The organism is Flavobacterium erigeronis (assembly GCF_054075165.1).
Map to the genome: position 1 here is coordinate 301234 of NZ_JBSKGP010000001.1, position 18005 is coordinate 319238.

12 protein-coding genes and 1 tRNA gene are annotated in these 18005 nt (G+C 33.5%); 4 read left to right on the top strand and 9 right to left on the bottom strand.

The features are described 5' to 3' along the window. Positions 1–40: 40 nt before the first annotated feature. From ACWA1F_RS01250 to ACWA1F_RS01265, 4 genes are all read left to right on the top strand, one after another. Positions 41–113: transfer RNA gene (locus ACWA1F_RS01250), tRNA-Phe, on the top strand. Positions 114–377: 264 nt separating this feature from the next. Further along, positions 378–1976, top strand: a complete 1599-nt coding sequence (locus ACWA1F_RS01255; protein WP_456890956.1) for a C1 family peptidase — start codon at positions 378–380, stop codon at positions 1974–1976. A gap of 213 nt (positions 1977–2189) precedes the next feature. Beyond that, on the top strand, positions 2190–3683 hold the full coding sequence (locus tag ACWA1F_RS01260; RefSeq protein WP_456890958.1) for an MFS transporter: 1494 nt from the start codon (positions 2190–2192) through the stop codon (positions 3681–3683). Between the two features lie 14 nt (positions 3684–3697). Then, positions 3698–3934: a DUF6814 family protein gene (locus ACWA1F_RS01265; RefSeq protein WP_456890960.1), complete on the top strand. Its 237-nt coding sequence runs from the start codon at positions 3698–3700 to the stop codon at positions 3932–3934. Between the two features lie 141 nt (positions 3935–4075). On the opposite strand, the gene ACWA1F_RS01270 is transcribed toward ACWA1F_RS01265, so the two are convergent. From ACWA1F_RS01270 to ACWA1F_RS01310, 9 genes are all read right to left on the bottom strand, one after another. After that, a complete protein-coding gene (locus tag ACWA1F_RS01270) occupies positions 4076–6952 on the bottom strand; it encodes an alpha-amylase family glycosyl hydrolase (protein ID WP_456890962.1) in 2877 nt (958 codons plus the stop codon). 211 nt (positions 6953–7163) lie between these two features. After that, positions 7164–8462, bottom strand: a complete 1299-nt coding sequence (locus tag ACWA1F_RS01275) for an HlyD family secretion protein (RefSeq protein ID WP_456890964.1) — start codon at positions 8460–8462, stop codon at positions 7164–7166. Positions 8463–8486: 24 nt separating this feature from the next. Beyond that, entirely contained in the window at positions 8487–10682 is a 2196-nt protein-coding gene (locus ACWA1F_RS01280; RefSeq protein ID WP_456891810.1) for a peptidase domain-containing ABC transporter, read from the bottom strand. A gap of 2 nt (positions 10683–10684) precedes the next feature. After that, positions 10685–12274 (bottom strand): vitamin K epoxide reductase family protein, encoded by a 1590-nt coding sequence (locus ACWA1F_RS01285; RefSeq protein ID WP_456890966.1) that lies wholly within the window; start codon positions 12272–12274, stop codon positions 10685–10687. After that, positions 12271–13653, bottom strand: a complete 1383-nt coding sequence (locus tag ACWA1F_RS01290) for a DUF6734 family protein (protein WP_456890968.1) — start codon at positions 13651–13653, stop codon at positions 12271–12273. Before ACWA1F_RS01290 ends, ACWA1F_RS01285 begins: the two co-directional genes overlap by 4 nt. 5 nt (positions 13654–13658) lie before the next feature. After that, a complete protein-coding gene (locus ACWA1F_RS01295) occupies positions 13659–14825 on the bottom strand; it encodes a DUF6625 family protein (RefSeq protein ID WP_456890970.1) in 1167 nt (388 codons plus the stop codon). Positions 14826–14901: 76 nt separating this feature from the next. Next, on the bottom strand, positions 14902–15102 hold the full coding sequence (locus ACWA1F_RS01300; RefSeq protein WP_354588964.1) for a hypothetical protein: 201 nt from the start codon (positions 15100–15102) through the stop codon (positions 14902–14904). A gap of 453 nt (positions 15103–15555) precedes the next feature. Continuing rightward, complete coding sequence (locus tag ACWA1F_RS01305) at positions 15556–16371, bottom strand: SusE domain-containing protein (RefSeq protein ID WP_456890972.1); 816 nt, start codon at positions 16369–16371, stop codon at positions 15556–15558. 25 nt (positions 16372–16396) lie between these two features. After that, complete coding sequence (locus ACWA1F_RS01310; protein ID WP_456890974.1) at positions 16397–18001, bottom strand: RagB/SusD family nutrient uptake outer membrane protein; 1605 nt, start codon at positions 17999–18001, stop codon at positions 16397–16399. Between the last annotated feature and the right edge of the window lie 4 nt (positions 18002–18005).

Sequence of the window (18005 nt, forward strand, 5' to 3'; positions counted from 1 at the left end):
AAACCAAAAATGATTATATATTTGCACCCGCAACAAGCACGGTACCTTAGCTCAGATGGTAGAGCAATGGACTGAAAATCCATGTGTCCCTGGTTCGATCCCTGGAGGTACCACGAAACCCACTCAACCGAGTGGGTTTTTTGTTTTTTATACTTTTCTGTTTTTAACCGCAAAGAGCGCAAAGATTTACGCAAGGTTCGCAAAGTTGTTTTAAGCTTTGCGAACCTTGCGTTTTTTACTACAAATATCCTATTTTGAAATTTTTTTTTTGTTTATTAAGAACAAAATGTACAAAAAATACATTTTAATTTTTTGTAGCTAAAATATTACTTTTTATGTGTTTTTATTCTTATTATTGTTAATTAAAACAAATAATTATGAAAACAAAATTTTTAAATTTAGCCATGGCATTATTTGCCATTTTAATGTTTCAATCTTGTCAAAAAGATGAACTTCCGCAAAATGTGGAAAAGAGCAGCACACAGAATGAAAAGAGATCTATGGGCTACATTCCTTCTACACCTGAGCAACTCGCTCAAATTAAGTCAATAAAAAGCTCTTCTCAATTTAGCAAAATTACTGCTTTGCCTTCAAAAATCTTGTTTCCAGAATTACCAACAGCTCTTAATCAAGGCTTTAAAGGCTCATGCATTGCCTACGCAATTGCAGATGCATGCACTCTTATGAACAATGAGACAAAAACATTAGCTGATGGAAAACCTAACTATAACGCATATGCAAGTGGGGATTATTTATATGAAAAATGTAGAATTTCCAAAAATTCATGTCAAGGAGGCATCTATTATATTGATGCTCTAGATGTTTTAAAAACAGAAGGAACAACCACTTATAGCGATATGGGTCTGACACTTTGTGGCACTCTGCCTACTAAAAGCCAACAAAATAATGCGAAAAAATTCAGAATAAATGATTATTACCGACTAACCTCCGATACAGGAAAACCGACTCTAGAAGACATAAAAAGACAATTAGCTAATGGCAATCCTGTAATTATTTCAATAGCTATTGATAATGACTTTACTTCAAGTTCCATTAAACTGTGGGATATAAACAATAGCGTGTACGCTGGCGGGCACGCTGTTGTTCTTACAGGATATGACAACGAAAAACAAGCATTCAGACTCCTAAATTCATGGGGATCAAACTGGGGCGAAAACGGTTACTTATGGGCAACTTATAGAAAAATAGAGCAAGCCATAAATGAGGAGGTTTATGTACTTGTAAAAGATAGTCCTTTAACTCTAACAAAAAATGTGAGTGGAACTGCTGTTACATTTATTAAAGACCTAAAAAAACGAGCAGACAATGTAGGTTTTTATCCTACTCAGCAAACTTTCACCAATCAGATGGTTCCTTTCATGAATGACGGCGAACTAAATTGGAATAATAATGTAATACAACCTCTTTACCAACAAAATAACAATCCTATGTTATCTTTGGGCTATTGGACATCAAATGATGGATTTGATATTAGCGGCGATTATACTTTCGAAGTAAGAGTACGATTAGAATCCAGCAAGTCAACGAGCTATCCTACCAATACAACAAAGGGTGTCATGCTCGAATTATGGAATGGCGGCTATGGAGGCAGCAAAAGCAAAACCATAGATTGCTTCATGCCAATAACAGGATCTGATGCATGGACCTATTTTAATAATGATCTAGGAGAAACTTACAAGTGGCGATCAAATTACATATTTGGCAACTATAATGGTAACTTACCTCTATCAAATGATGTAACAATAAGATTCCGTCTTAAAGATGGGCAATTTGTTGTAAACAATATTTCTCCAAGTCCTAAACTACCATCAGGAATCAATCGATTATATACTTTTAATATAAACTTTGTTGGCGTAATAGGCACAGTGAGTGACGTTAGAATTTATAGAGGAAACAAACAAATTGGTATCGATACATTTGACGATCGCGCACCAAAAATGCAATGGTATGAATAACACTTAAAAAAAGAAGAATTAATAATTATTTATCTGAAGCCTGTTTCTATAGAAACAGGCTTTTTACTTATTTACACTATTGAAACAAAGATCAAATGTCAACAAATAAATAGTTTTTGTCAAAAAAGTATTAAGTGGATAAAAAAATATCTTATATATTCGTAAAACTGTATTTTTAGACTTCAATTATTAACAAGATCTCAAAGTTGTTTTATGAGCAAAACTTCTACTAAGGGCATTTGGAAAGTGATTTCTGCCTCTTCTATGGGCACCATGATTGAGTGGTACGATTTTTATATCTTCGGCAGTCTGGCTGTTGTTATTTCAACCAAATTTTTCCCCAGTGACAATCCTACCGCCGCGTTCCTATCTACTTTAGCCACATTTGCCGCCGGATTTGTTGTTCGTCCTTTTGGCGCTTTATTTTTTGGAAGGCTTGGCGATATTATTGGTCGTAAATATACTTTTATGGCTACCTTATTATTAATGGGAGGTTCTACTTTTTTAATTGGCTGTATTCCGAGCTATGAAACGATTGGTTTTCTGGCTCCTTTACTGGTTTTGATTTTGCGCCTTTTGCAGGGACTTGCTCTAGGAGGTGAATATGGCGGAGCCGCAACGTATGTCGCCGAGCACGCGCCAGCAGGAGAAAAAGGATATTGGACTTCCTGGATTCAGACTACCGCTACTGTTGGTTTATTTATTTCGTTAATGGTTATTCTGGCAACCAAAAGCGTACTTTCTGCAGAAGCATTTGATTTATGGGGATGGCGTGTTCCGTTTTGGATTTCGATTGCGATGGTTGGCGTTTCTTATTTGATTAGAAAAAATATGGACGAATCTCCGGTTTTCGCGAAAGCTAAAAAGGAAGGAACAACAAGTACGAATCCGTTAAAGGAAAGTTTTGGGAATAGATATAATTTAAAATTTGTTCTCTTGGCCTTGTTTGGAGCTACAATGGGCCAAGGTGTGGTTTGGTATACAGGACAATTCTACGCCATGAGCTTCATGAAAACGGTAATGAATATTGACTCTTCTCAAGTAGACGAACTGTTAGGGATTGCTCTTTTAATTGGAACCCCATTTTTTATTGTTTTTGGATGGCTAAGCGACAAAATTGGACGCAAATATATTATGATGTTCGGAATGCTTATAGCTATTTTATCCTATAGACCTATCTACAAATCAATGTACACAACTACAGATATTAGCCTCAAAACAGAAATAGTCGAAAATTCCAGAGAAACAACCGAAAAAAAAGCTGACGGAAGTACTGTAACAACCCTTCAAAAAAAATATACTGACGGTACAACCGTAACAGAGAAAAAAACGTACATGGAGAAAAAAGATGTGCAAACAAGTGTCTCAATTCTAATTAATACAAACGATAAATGGGCTTTAATTTTTCTGGTTTTTATTCAAGTGTTATTTGTAACAATGGTTTACGGCCCAATTGCAGCATTTTTAGTTGAAATGTTTCCGACCAAAATTAGATATACTTCTATGTCATTGCCTTATCATGTCGGGAATGGAATTTTTGGAGGGTTGCTTCCTGCTATCTCTACTTACTTTGTATCACACGCCAAAACAGCAGGCAAAGCCGATTTTTATCTGGACGGATTATGGTATCCGATAATAATCGCCGGAATCTGTTTTGTAATTGGAATGATTTATATTGACAACAAAAACAAAATTACTCACCTTTAAAATTTACAAAAAAAATGAATGCGATTAAACAAGTTTTAGGGGCGTTATGGATTGCTTTGGCTGCAGCTGCTGCTTACTTTTGCGTTTTTGAATTTGGTTTACCTAAACTTCTTTCAGACCAGCAGGACGATTTGGTATTTGGTGCAATTATTCTATTTATACTAACCCCACTTATCGTTATGGGATTAGGAACATTTGGATATTATTCTTTAATTGGAGAGTATAATGACCCTAAAAGAAAAAACAAATAAAAATTATAATTAAAAATGTCTGATTATTAGCCCCTCGAAAAGACATTAAAAATATAAAAGATAAGATATTTGTATAAAAACTACTTAAACAAAAAAAGGCTGTCCATTTCTAGACAGCCCTTTTTTCATTACTAACCAAACCTAATTTTTAATAAACTTCACTACACGAACTTTATTATTTTCGTCAAACGTTTTTACGAGATACAATCCAGAAGTTAAATTATGTACTGAGAATTGATAATCTGTATTTCCGTTTGTATTAAATGTCTTCACTAATTGTCCTGCCATAGAATAGATATCTACTTTTGAAGTTTTAAATCCTAAAGTAAAATAATCGGCAACAGGATTTGGATACAGATTAACCTGACTTCCTTTTTCAAAATCTTCTATTGCTAGATTTGCCTGTTTATTTCCATAAATTCTATATTCTCCTGGAGCTAAACTTATTGGTGCGTTTACATCTGTAATGTTAATCGTCGAATTATCCATTAAGTTATACCACGCTCCAGTATATTGAAATCCCGGAATCATATTTTGTGCGGCTGTATCAAAATTGGCCAAAATCACTACGTCTTTCAACTGAGCCGAAGTCAAATTGCTGTTGGTGATTTTAATATTTACCATCAGAGTAGTTGTATTGGCCATTGTCGCCGTTCCTAAAAAAACTGGTTCTGCTTTTTTAAGCGTAATGATCTTAGCCCAATCGTTGTAAATTTTATTTCGATTCGAATCGCCAAGCCAATTCTCTGTCCATTGCGGCTGTGGTTTTGTATCCAATTTACAGTCGCCCGGAGTGGCTGACGTTTCATCGTTTACAGTTCCGTTATTACAGCTAAAAATAGAATCGTCCATTCCTAACTCGCCAAAATGCCAAATCATTTTTGGTCCTGGAATCAACAGAGAAACCGCTCCAATTGCAGACATTCTAGACAATGCCGTATTTAATGTTTTTACATTATAACTTCCGTTTGAAGCTCCATACTGTACATTTTTATACATCAATCGTTCTTCGTCATGGCTTTCTGCATAACCCATCAAACGATTTGCTGCAAATCCGCGGTTGGCGCTATTCATTCTAAAAATATTACTCTCAGAAGCATAGCCCATCGACAATTGATTGTACTCTTTTGTCATTTTACCCCACATCATTACCCCTTTGCTTGGTGTTTCTGTTACTTTATAATTGGCCCATTCTTTTTCTTCGGCATCACTTCCTAAATGTTCGAAAATTGTATAATGCGTAGGATCTATTGCCCAAGAAAAATCAGCATATTTTTTCAAAATATCGACGCGATCTTGTTTGAATGAATCGGTACAAGAATTATCTCCAGCTGTACATAATTGTGTAAATCCTTTGGTTAAATCCCAACGGAAACCATCAATTTTATATTCTTCAATCCATTGTTTAATCACTCGATTTACATAATACTGCGTTTTTAACGATTCATGATTAAAGTCTTCACCCACACTATAACTGTGTTTTGCTACTGTATTAAAATACGGATTTTCTGCTGTCGGCGATCCAAAACCGTCTCCGTCAGGATCATTCATCCACATTCTTACCATTGGATTCCTTCCAAAAGCATGATTTAGGGCAACATCAAGAATAACAGCAATTCCGTTTTGGTGGCACAAATCAATAAATTCTTTTAATTTGTCTGAAGTTCCGTAAAACTTATCTAAAGCCATGTGAAATGAGGTATTATATCCCCAGCTTTCATTACCTTCAAATTCCATTACTGGCATTAATTCGATCGCATTTATTTTTAGATTTTTAAAATAATCTATCTTATCAATCAAGCTTTGGTAACTTCTCGCTGCGTCAAAATCACGAACTAAAACTTCATAAACCACTAATTTTTCTTTTTCTGGTTTCACAAAATTTGTCACCTGCCAATTGTAAGGACTCTGTCCCGTTTTTAAAACTGTAACCTCAAAATTTTGCCCAGTTGGGTATACAGGCATATTCGGATAAGAAGCCGCAGGAATATATTGATCATCATAAGGCGATAAAACCAATGTCGAATAAGGATCGGCTGTTTTTACCATTGAAGGCGAATTTGTCAAAGGAGTCGCGTCGACAACCCAATATTGATACGTATTATTTTCGCCTGCAACCAATCCCGTTATTTCTAACCAAAATTTCCCTGTAGACGGATCTTTTTTCATGGCATAAGCTGTTGTTGGCTGCCAATTATTAAAACTTCCGGCCACATAAACAAAATCTTTTAAAGGCGCGTCTAGCACCAAAGTTGCTTTTGTAAAATCGGCAGGGTTGTAATTAATACCGTCAACCAAACCCGCAGGCATGGCTTCAGAAACAGTATTCGGATTTATAATCACAGTAAATTTCTTCGAAATCGTAGTTGCCCCTTGAGTCGCAATCAATTCATAATTTTGGTTCCCTGTAATATTGGTATGCGTGTACGAATAACTTGAAGTGCTAGCATTAGTATTTATAGTTGCTCCATTAGCTTTCAAAGTATAGCTTCCCGCCCCACCTGTATTTGTTGCTGCAATATTAAAACTTGAACCAGAAGCAATAATTGTAGTGCTATTTTCTGCCGGAGAAGTCAGAGAAACTTGGAAAGAGCCAACATTAAGAAAAAAGTCGGTACACGACGGCGCCAGTTTCAAGGTCTGACTTCCGTTTGCACTTCTAAATACAATTCCCATTTTTGTTGCCGCTGTCTGCTGAGCTGTTGTTAACGCAAAATAGGTGCTTGGCGTGATCGTAATACTCCATGTGCCATTTGCATTCTTAGTCATTAATCCAACGCCATCATCGGTTCCCCAATTTCCTTTGACAACTTGCCAAGGATTTGCTTCGTTACCTATTCCTGCATGCATATAAACCTTAGTCGGATTAGTCCCCATGGTATTGCATGTGCTCGAAGTAAATGAGGCTGTAATTGTAATGGGCTCATTTACCTGAAATACGGCTGGGGAAACGGTTATTTGCTGAGCATCAATAGTAATCGACAATAAAAAGAAAATAAAAAGTAAAGTTTTTTTCATATTTAAATTTTAAATAATGATTAATCAATCAAAAAATGGAGATAATTAATAAAGATATTTTATTAACTCGAAATGCAAGAGGTGTCATTTTAAAATAGACTTACGACAACGTTATAGTGTTTACAACTTTATTATAAATCACTGAAAATTATTATAAAAACAAAATTTCATATACTTCATTTTTTAACAGCAAATATCAATAAGTCAATATTTATCTTTGAACTAATTTTCTAAATTGATAGAAAACACGATCAATCAAGCGCATTTCATCAGTAATAATATCTGCTGTTCCAGTTAATTCTTTATCAAACTTTATGTTTCTGCCATAGCTTGTTAGCAGACCGTTTGGCATTGTAACTTCTATAAAATAATTTCCCTCTTTGTCTGTTATAGTCGACATAGATTGTATGCGTCCTTCCAGCATTCCGTATTCTTGAAAAGGGTAATTATCTAATTTAATCAAGACCTTTTGATTTTGTCTTATTTTGCCTGAGTTCTGAGATGGAACTTTTAGACTGCTAATATATTGTCCTTGATTTTCGGGCAATATTGTAGCAAACAAATCTCCTGTTTTTATGAGCTGATTTTCTTTCCATGAGTTTTGAAATTTGAAAATACCATCATAAGTGGCTTGAAACAGATAATTCTGTTTCCAGATTCTAATGCTTTTTTTCAAATCGTCCAACGTCTGAAATAAAGAAGTCAAATTAGTAACGTCAGCTTTTTTCTGAGAAATTTTACTGACTGCAACTTGTTTATTTGCTTGTTCGATCGCTTCTCTTTGCTGAGAAATCGCCGTATTTATCTGATCGTAACTCTGCTTAGCCTGCAAATTATTTGCTTTCTGGATATCTAAATCGTATTTTGAAATCACTCCTTTTTCATAAAGTTGCAACGATCTCTGGTATTGCACATCGCTCAATGAAAGTTTTATTTTTTCAAGTTTTTGCTGCCCATATAGTGATGACAATCTATTTTTGTTTTCTGTCTGTGAACTTTTACCTGCATTTATTTCTTCTGAATAAGGATGAAGTTTTTGATTCAGCTCATTTTCTATATAAGCCTTATGAAATTGGCTAAATGAAGATTGAATATCGCCAAGCTGTAAATTCTTCATTTCTTCGAAAGGAAAATAAAACGATTGATAATCGGAAGGAATTGCAGACACACTTTTGTCTAATTTTAAAACATCTTCAAAATTGGCAGAGCTTTCTAAAATAGCCAAAATATCATATTTCTTAACTTTTGAGGAATTGGAAATGTATAGTTTTACGATTCTTGAATTTACTTTAGATTCTAATCTTTCTGGCGGATAATTTGATGTTACTATGGCTTTGGCAGAGATTACATCTGGATATGTAATAAACCAGCTTCCAGAAACAAATAGAAGTATAACTCCAAAAATAATTGAAATGCCATAACGCACAATCCACGCTGGAGGATTTGACAATACTTCCTGCACAGCTTCTGAACGCAATTCTAAATCATCTAAAACACTTTTTGATGTCATTTGATTTTATATTAATAAGGAAATTTAACTTCCTAATTCTAATTGATTTTTTACTAATTCGTAGTAATTCTTTTGAGCAAGAACCAGTTCTTTGTGTGTGCCTATTTCGACTATTTTGCCTTTTTCTAAAACCACAATCTGGTCTGCGTTTTTTACTGTAGACAAACGATGCGCTATAATTACAGCTGTTTTCCCCACCAAAAACTGATTAAGATTTTCCATAATTATTTTTTCATTATTCGCATCGAGAGAAGAAGTAGCTTCATCAAAAAACAAATAATCCGGATTTTTATAAACCGCTCTTGCAATCAAAAGACGTTGTTTTTGCCCGCCCGATATTCCAGTTCCCTCATTGCCTATTTTGGTATTATATGAAAGAGGCAGACATTCTATAAAGTCTTTGATATTGGCCGTTTCAACAGCATGCAGCAATTTTTTCTTATCGATATAATCTTCGCCTACAGCTATATTATTGGCGATAGTGTCATTAAAAATAAATCCGTCTTGCATCACAACGCCGCATTTTCCTCTCCAGGCGCTAGGCGAAATAGTATTGAACTTCATCTTTCCTAAGAGTATTTCTCCTGCATTAGGCTCATAAAATTTCATGAGAAGCTTCAGTAAAGTTGTTTTTCCGCTGCCGCTTGTCCCTACTATTGCTGTTGTTTTTTGTCTTGGTATAAGCAGGCTTAAATCTTCTAGAACATAATCTTGACTTCCAGTATATTTAAAAGACACTTTTTTTATTTCAACATCAGAATGATCTAAATCATGGTTTTTAGGATTTAGAGCATCTTCTTCATCTTCTTTATCATGAATTTCACCCAAGCGTTCTAAACTTATTTTGGCATCTTGCAGAGAACGAACAAAACCAACCATCTGCATTAACGGACTGTTGAGCTGCCCGATAATATATTGTACAGAAAGCATCATTCCGAGAGTTAAATCTCCTTTAACGACTAAGGTTGCTGAGAAAAAAGTAATTAATAAATCTTTTAAATGATTAATGAAATTTGACCCCACAGATTGCCATTGTTCTAAAGAAAGCGCCTGAATATTGACTTTAAAAAGACGGATCTGAACAAACTCCCAACCCCAGCGTTTTTGCTTTTCGGCATTATGCATTTTTATTTCCTGCATTCCGTTTATAAGCTCAATTACTTTTGATTGCTCATTCGAAACTTGAGAGAAACGTTTATAATCTAATTCTTTTCTTTTTTTCAAAAAAAACAGAATCCAGCCGAGATAGACAATGCTTCCAATTAAAAAAACCAAAAACAATTGAAGGTTATAAAAAACCAAGACAAAGCTAAACACAACTAGATTTAAAAGGGAAAACATTACATTGAGCGAACTCCCAGTCAGTAATTGTTCAATTCTTCTATTATCGGCTATTCGCTGCATAATATCTCCGGTCATTCGGCTGTCAAAATAACTAATGGGCAATTTCATCAGTTTGATAAAAAAGTCCGAAACCAATGAGATATTTATTCTCGTACTGAGATGAAGCATAATCCAAGAACGAAGCACTTCTATGGCGGTCTGACCCGCAAAAAGCATTAATTGAGCCAGAAGAATTAAATAGATAAAATTTAAATCTTGAGTCTGAATCCCAACGTCAACAATACTTTGAGTAAGAAATGGAAATAATAACGAAAACAAACTCGCTGCCGCCAATCCGATTATTAGCTGAATTACCAGACCTTTATAACGAAACAAATATTTTGTCAAATAACTAAAACTTCTTTTAGATTTTTCATCATCTGCATCCCATTCGTTTTTATAAAATTCTGGTGTTGTTTCTAAAAAAAGAGCTACTCCTTCTTCAGTTTTTTCGTGTGCATTTTTACCTATCCAAAATTTGATAAATTCTTCTTTAGAATAAGTAATTAAACCGTGACTTGGGTCTGATACATAAACTCTATCTTTTTTTATTTTATAAACAATAACAAAATGCTGGCTATTCCAATGCACTATACAAGGCAAAGGCATTTCGTTTTGAAGTGTTTCAAAATTAGTTTTTAATCCAAGAGTTCTAAAACCTAAAGCTTCTCCTGCATCGCTTAAACCCAAAAGACTGCTACCTTCACGAGTAGTTTCAGAGAGATTTCGTATTTGCTGCAGCTCAATTACTTTTCCATAATATTTTGCAATAATGCGTAAGCAGGTTGGGCCGCAATCTTTAGTATCGGGCTGTTTGTAAAAAGGGAAAGAGGTAATTTTCAAAATGCTAAGATTTTTTCTTCTATTAGATTATCAATAAAAAAATTAAGTTCCTGAACGTCATATTCTTTGGGCAATAATTGTCCGTTTAAAATGATGGCTGGTGTATAAAAAATCTTGTTTTCAAGACAAAATTGATACTGAGATTGTATGAGCGAAATTCCAATTTCAGAATAGCCGTCCTGCCATTTTAATTTCCATTGTTCAAAATCTAATCTCTCGATATGCCATTCCTTTAATGATGAAACCGCTTTGTCGTATTCTCCTTTAATATAATAGGCCATTGCTTGTTTATAGACAATATTATATGGGTTTTGAAGATTCTCAACATTTATATTAAAAACAAGCTTTACTTTTAAATGTTCTGGATTTTTAGACTGTAACTTCAACAGTTTTTCATAAACGCTATGGCAATGCATACAAGACGCACTAAGAACGGCATTGATTGTGATTGGCGCGCTTTCTTTTCCAATTATAATGGTTTCTAATTTTTCTAAAGCGAGTTCGTTTACACTCTTTTCCCCATCAATTAAAGCTTTAAAAACAGGATATTTCCTTTTAAGCTGATTGTATTTAAGCTCTATAGTATTGTTTCTCAAGTTACTTATTACAAGTTTTTTTATTTCTAGAAAAAGAAAACTTATAATAACCAAAACGAATAAAAACAAGACTGCATTTTTAGTTTTGGTTAAATCTATATTTAGACTAAAGCCGTTTATTGAAACCAATGAAACCTGAATTGCTAATGCAAACACAATTCCCAAACACAAAACGCACCATTTTTTTACCATAAAACCTTGTGCAAAAACAGAATATAGCATTACAGGAATGCTAAAAAACGCCAAATAGCTGTAAAGAAAAGTAGAATCCTGAAATTTGGTGAAAATTGAAAAAAAAGTCAGAGCCAAAAAGTAGATTAAAGAAAGATCACTCAATTTTAATTTTCCTAGAATTTTTGCTCCTTTCGAATGAAGCACTTCTGTACAGCTTGTCTTTTTTGCAGCATAACATATTTTTGAAATTGCAGCATCCTGAAAACCCAATTCTTCTCGAACTAAAAAAACACTGATTAACAACCCAAAAATTGAGGCTAAAAAGTATCCTATGGACAGAAAAGGACTGGACAAATTCTGTGCATAAACCTGAAACAGAGCAAAACTGCCGATAAACAATAAAAGCAAAGGGATGTTTTTATAAAAAATGTCTTTGCCTAAATTTTCAGGATTTTCGTTTTCTTCAATAGCGACAATCATTCCGTTCCACCCTTCTAAATATTCATTTCTATAAAGTTTTTGAACAAAACCATTTGCAAACTGAATTTCAAAATCCTGGCTTATTTTTTTGGTGTAAACAATTTCGCTTCCGGTATGTGTACAAAAAACAGAAATAAAAGTATTGGGCAGATTTTCCAGTTCGCTTGGATCAATTCTCGCCGCTACATTTTCGATATCATAATAATTGAAAACATCTACAATCGCAATCAAGCTTGGATAATCGGGATGTGCTTCTAATTCGAGTAAAATTTTTTCTCCAACAAAACCATACTTATGTTCATGAAGATATTTTTTTAAATAAAAAAAGTCTGTCATTTTGATGCAATTAAGTCTGGTTCTTCAATCATTACTTTTAAAAAAAGCACTTTTTCTACTAAAAAGAATCTTATTCTGTTCTGAATTAATTCAATAAAATCATTTTTCCCCTGTTGATCTACATCTTCATCCAAATATGCGGTCATGTTGAGAATAAGCGTTTCATAAAGAATTGGTTTAGCAAGTTCCTCCAGAATTAATTCGTCGATTTCATCTATACTTAAACGAGAAATTCTTTGTCCCAGTTCTGGTAAAACCACCGATCTGATATTTATATCTAATTGGTCGTCAAAAAAATCTGTTATCTCCGTTTCTGGCAATTTCGATAATTCAAAAGCTTTATTATTAGCAATTAAAAAATCAAATTCCTGCGGAAATTCTAAAGACATAAAATTTCTTCCCACGAGATATTCGTTCGTCAATTCCTGTTCTGTATTTAAAGCATTTTTTATTTTAAAATGATTTTTCAAGCTTTTATTTACAGTATGGTCAAATGACATATTGTATTGTGAAAAATAGGAAGGAAATAATTTTCTTAATCGTTCAAAATATTCTGGATATTCTTTGATTACATAAGTTTCAAGACTGCTACAAATACGAACGCTTTTTTTGTAGGTTCCTAATAAATGCAGATAACTTTTTTGGTTTGGCACTTTATCAAAATCTCCAAATCCGATATAATTATTATCATTTGGAGTATCAGAAAACAAACAATTCACTTTTTTAGAAGACTCTTTTATCATGTTATAAAACAGCACCTGCTCAAAAAAAATATTGAAATTAAATCCATTAATAGAACTCCAAACCGATTTGTTTTTATCTACAAAATCAGAAGAAATCGAAGCATATTTCTTGAAATATTCATAATTATGACCACCAATTATACCCATATTATAAGCATAACTATTATGATTATTGAGATAGTCTTTCATCTCAGCAGGAACGTATACTAAATGAGGAAAAATATCTTGCCACATTTCTGCATAATATTCGGTTGTAACTTCTAGATTTTGAGCAATAAATTCTCCACTTAATAACTCATCTGAAAATTCTTTCCAGATAAACACATCTCCGTCAACATGCAAAAAAGGTTCGTTCTGAAGACTATAGGTTTTAATTTTAGGCATCGCCCAAAGACTTTTATGATAATGGTTAAGCTCATCTAGAACAACATGAACTTTATGATAAGGCAATTGAAGCTGGTTAATCAATATTTCATAACCTTTCTGATCGGTATATAATTCGACTTCATAAAATTTTGCTAACTGATTTGCACTTAATATCCAGCTTAACCAATTGTGTGCTTCAGAAAGCCATCCGTAATTTTCCTCTAATGGATTTTCCAGATTCTGTGACCAAAATGATTGAATAATTTTCATTGATTTTATAATTTGGAATATTTAATTAAGTTCCCATCAAGAAATACTTGCGAGAAACTATTATTTTCATTTCTATAATAATGTTTGGTTTTTGTGTTAAAAAAATAGTTGGAATGAAAAATCATTGAAGTCAAATCAAATTGGTTTTGCAAACCTTCATAGCTTATATAATTTTCCTTTTGGGCGCTTTTACCAATAAAAACAATCCGATTCATATAAGAATACTTTCCTTCTTCTATGCCTTTTAATTTTTTTATATTTAAAAACTTAGACCAAAACATATCTGCTCTAAAAAGAAAATTTCTAAAATTTGGATTTATGTCGTCTGTCCATTTGGCAAAAAAATAGTTTGAACTTTTTCTGATGTTGTACTTATCAATGTAATAAGATCTTGGTATTTTGTTCCATTTTTTTTGAACCGAAAAAACATTATTCTTATAACTGCTAAGATGATACAGCAAAACTTCGTACTCGTTTTTATAGCTTAAAATTCCGTTATCCCATTTTATATTTCCAGGTGTTCCTTCGATAATAAATAAATCAAAATGGATTCTGATGTTATTTTTTTCCCTAACTAAAACATGGAAAATGCTTTCTGTTTTTGTTTGCACATCTAGAATGTTAATTCCTGACATTACTTCATCATAAGCTCCTCCACATTCATCAAAACAATAATTTTCATTTGAGGTAAAAATGAATTGATAATCTTTACTTTTTTCGAATAAATAATTCACAACGGGATTGTTTCTAAAAAGCAAAAAATAGCCTGAAGGAAAAGAATCTTTAACTGAAATAACATCATAATTATTGAGCAGTTCTTCGGTCATGAATTCTCTTATTCTGCCAAAAACAAGATCAATATCGCAAACGCCCCAAAAATCATATTCTGAAATTTGATCCTGAAAAATAACTCCAAACGCAGGTTTGAAATCGCAAATTTTATAAGCACTGGAAATTTGTATATCGAGATTGAGTTTTTGTGAAGCAAGAGAATTAAAATCTGCCAATGAAAATTTCACAATTTTGACATTTTTAGGCGTTTCCCTTTTCTCTTCATCATCAGAAAAGATAATAAAATCAATACTTGGATTAGTCTCACAGGACTTTAGAAAAAAATCAAAATACCAAGGAAGTTTTCCTAGATAACAGTTTAGCAATATTATTTTATTCATTTCGTCAGACCAGAAAAACAGACTATACTATAATTAACTTATAGTATAGTCTTTGTTATAAATTCTCAAGAATTATTTAGTAGCAAATTCCAGTATAAATGTCTCCTGGATATTGTGGTTTTGGAACACATTTTAAAGTTGGCGCGCAGTTAAAAATACCGTGGTTCAAATAGCAGAAACTTCCTGCTGGAGATCCGCATCCTGAACCTCCTTGAATCATTCTCATTTCGTCTCTTTTTAAACCTTCTGTAATATTTTTTAAACTAATCTTTTTCATTTTAATAAATTTTGATTTTTTACATGTCTACTCATTAGCTTTTCGACTTCCGCTTTTTGGTTGTTACAAAATCATCTTTTAGTGACATCAATTTCAGGTTCGGTCTTAGGTTGCGCAACCTGTATTTAAGAGTCTTTTGATTTGCATTTGCAACTACAAACTAATCAGACTGATAAAACAAAAACTAGGTGTTTTTTTAGCAGTAATTATGCTATTGCTTTTTTAAAAATATAAAAAATACCTTACCGATTAACGGCAAGATATTTCCAAACAACACTACAACGTTATAGTGTTAACAAATAATAATAACAATAAAAAATTATGTAAAAAATTAACAGTTATGTATTTTTTACAATTAAATAATACAAAATCAACAAATAAACGTTTTCAAAAAATCGCATAAAAAAGGGCTGTCTTGCGACAGCCCTTTCTGAAATTATATGTGCTAAAAAATTAATCTAATGTGATCTTTTTCGCACCATTATCGATTGTTAAAACTCTTGGTCCTGTAACTCCTGTGTATTTAAAGTTACTATCGCCATCACCAGCATTTACCAATTCGTCATCGATAGTATAACCAGCCGATGAATAGTAAGTATAGTTACGGCTTGCATCCCAGTTACCATTGCTTGTAAAGTTGTTTCCTAAGAATTCTCTAAATGATTCTCCGCTTTTAAGAACAACTGTTACTTGATAAACATCTGTTTTACCAACTACTAATGGGAATTCAGTTTCTGCATCACCATCCCAAGACCATCCTCCTGGAGTAGCTGCACCAACTAACCAGTGAGAAGTTGCCAATGGTACGTGGTAAGGAGTCGCTTTAAAAGTATAGAAATTAGAATATTGCGCTTCTGCTCCTGTACCAACAGTCGCTTTAATACGAATATCAACACTGTTTTCTTCTTTCTCAATAAAACCTCCGTTTACCAAAGCAGAGTTTAATTCTGCTACTGTTAAAGCTCTATAACGCGCTGTAGTTGTAGTAACTGCAACTGGTGTCGCAAATTTTGTTCCTGCTTTTGCAATCTCTATAGTATAATTAATAACAGTTGCTGTACCATCGTATTTTGCATAATCCCAAATTACTGTAGTTGCAATCTCTTTTTCATTTTCTTTAGTAAGAACAATGTTAAAGTCGTTTTGAGGGCTAAGTAAAACTGGGGCATCTGCCGGTGTAATTACTGGTCTATCTTCTACATCATCTGCATTACATGACACCGCTAATACACCAATGAATGCGATTAAAACTTTATATATATTTTTCATTTTGTTTATTTTTTATAAGGGTTAGTTAGTATCCTGGATTTTGTTGTAAAGTTGGGTTTGCCTGAATAGCTCTTGACGGAATAGGCATTAAATCTCTATAAGAGTCAGTACCACTACCATTTTTAATACCGCCTTTCCATTGCCAGATTTTAGATGATCCTGTGAATTTACCAAAACGGATCAAATCTGTTCTTCTATGACACTCCCAGAATAATTCACGTCCTCTCTCGTCTAAAAGAAAGTCTAATGTTAATTCTGCATTTGTAATAAGACCTGCACTAGCTCTTGCTCTAATTTTATTTACATATTCTAAAGCTGTTGCTATATTACCTGTAGTTGCTCCTCTAAGTGTCGCTTCAGCGTACATTAAATAAACATCTGACAATCTGTACATAGGGAAATCTGTGTCTGGCATATCTGGTCTTTGTGCTTTAGAACCATCAGAATTTACATTTGTAAATTTTGTAACCGCATAACCGTTGGTAAATACTCCGTAATCAGCTATATCCAAAGTTTGTCCATCCGTAAAGAATGTGCCTCTTTTATCAGCCGCCGCATTTACGTCAGGAAATAATTGTACAAATTCTGGTCTTGTTCTAATTCCTGACCAGCCACCGTCCATTCCTTGATCTGCACTAGCCATTTTTCCTCCAATAGATGCGTGTAGAATAAAACTCATACCTCCACCGATTGCTCTAATTGCATTTCCATCTCCAACAACTGGGAAAATAACTTCAGTTTGTGCACCATTTCTATTATTATCCGCAGAAAATATATAGCGGTAAGGAACATTTGCAAAAGTATAAGTAGAACTAGTAATCTCGTTACATAATGTAGCTACTTCATTGTATCTTTCTGTTCCTGTATAAACTTTAGAATTTAGATAAATCTGTGCCAATAAAAATTTAGCCGCTATTTTATCAACTCTACCATACTCATTAGATCCAGAAGCTGCTAAAGTAGCATCCATATCTTTTAATTCTGACTCTACAAAAGCAAAAACTTCTGCTCTTGTTTTTTGTTCTGGAAAATAGTATCCAACTGGATCTTTTTCTGTAGTAATTGGCACATTTCCAAATAAGTCCATCAAATTAACATAAGAAAAAGCTCTTAAAAAACGTGCTTCTGCTCTTAAAGTAGTTACTTCTGCTTTTAGATTTGCATCAACACCTCTTGCTTCTAGTTTTTCATCTGTAGTTTGTCTTAAAAATTCATTCGCAACACTGATTTCATAAAAAGCGCGTGAAAAAATTCCATACAAAAACTGATTACTCGGGCTCCATTTTTGTCCATTTATAGCTGGCAAACCGTCATCAGACCAAGCCACAATTGCCTCATCTGTTGGGAATTCCTGAGTAACAAACATTAGTCGTAAATAACTACTGAAATCTCCTCCAAGACCAGCAATATCTGCTTGACCGTCACCATCATTTCCTCCTACATACAATCCTGCATACAACTTCGCTAATACTTGTTTGTATGATGCTGGATCTTGAAAAAATGCATCAGAAAGAAACTCATCATCATCCTTTGGCGTCACGTTTAAATCGTCAGTACACGAAGTAAGCGTCATACTTATTCCTAAAATAAATAGGAAGAAATAAGATATATATTTAAATGATATTTTCATTTTG

Excerpts from the sequence above, each read along its gene's own strand:
- ACWA1F_RS01275 (WP_456890964.1), bottom strand. The coding sequence starts at position 8,462 with ATGACATCAAAAAGTGTTTTAGATGATTTAGAATTGCGTTCAGAAGCT.
- ACWA1F_RS01260 (WP_456890958.1), top strand. The coding sequence starts at position 2,190 with ATGAGCAAAACTTCTACTAAGGGCATTTGGAAAGTGATTTCTGCCTCT.
- ACWA1F_RS01290 (WP_456890968.1), bottom strand. The coding sequence starts at position 13,653 with ATGAAAATTATTCAATCATTTTGGTCACAGAATCTGGAAAATCCATTA.
- ACWA1F_RS01255 (WP_456890956.1), top strand. The coding sequence starts at position 378 with ATGAAAACAAAATTTTTAAATTTAGCCATGGCATTATTTGCCATTTTA.
- ACWA1F_RS01305 (WP_456890972.1), bottom strand. The coding sequence starts at position 16,371 with ATGAAAAATATATATAAAGTTTTAATCGCATTCATTGGTGTATTAGCG.
- ACWA1F_RS01270 (WP_456890962.1), bottom strand. The coding sequence starts at position 6,952 with ATGAAAAAAACTTTACTTTTTATTTTCTTTTTATTGTCGATTACTATT.
- ACWA1F_RS01285 (WP_456890966.1), bottom strand. The coding sequence starts at position 12,274 with ATGACAGACTTTTTTTATTTAAAAAAATATCTTCATGAACATAAGTAT.
- ACWA1F_RS01265 (WP_456890960.1), top strand. The coding sequence starts at position 3,698 with ATGAATGCGATTAAACAAGTTTTAGGGGCGTTATGGATTGCTTTGGCT.
- ACWA1F_RS01300 (WP_354588964.1), bottom strand. The coding sequence starts at position 15,102 with ATGAAAAAGATTAGTTTAAAAAATATTACAGAAGGTTTAAAAAGAGAC.
- ACWA1F_RS01295 (WP_456890970.1), bottom strand. The coding sequence starts at position 14,825 with ATGAATAAAATAATATTGCTAAACTGTTATCTAGGAAAACTTCCTTGG.
- ACWA1F_RS01310 (WP_456890974.1), bottom strand. The coding sequence starts at position 18,001 with ATGAAAATATCATTTAAATATATATCTTATTTCTTCCTATTTATTTTA.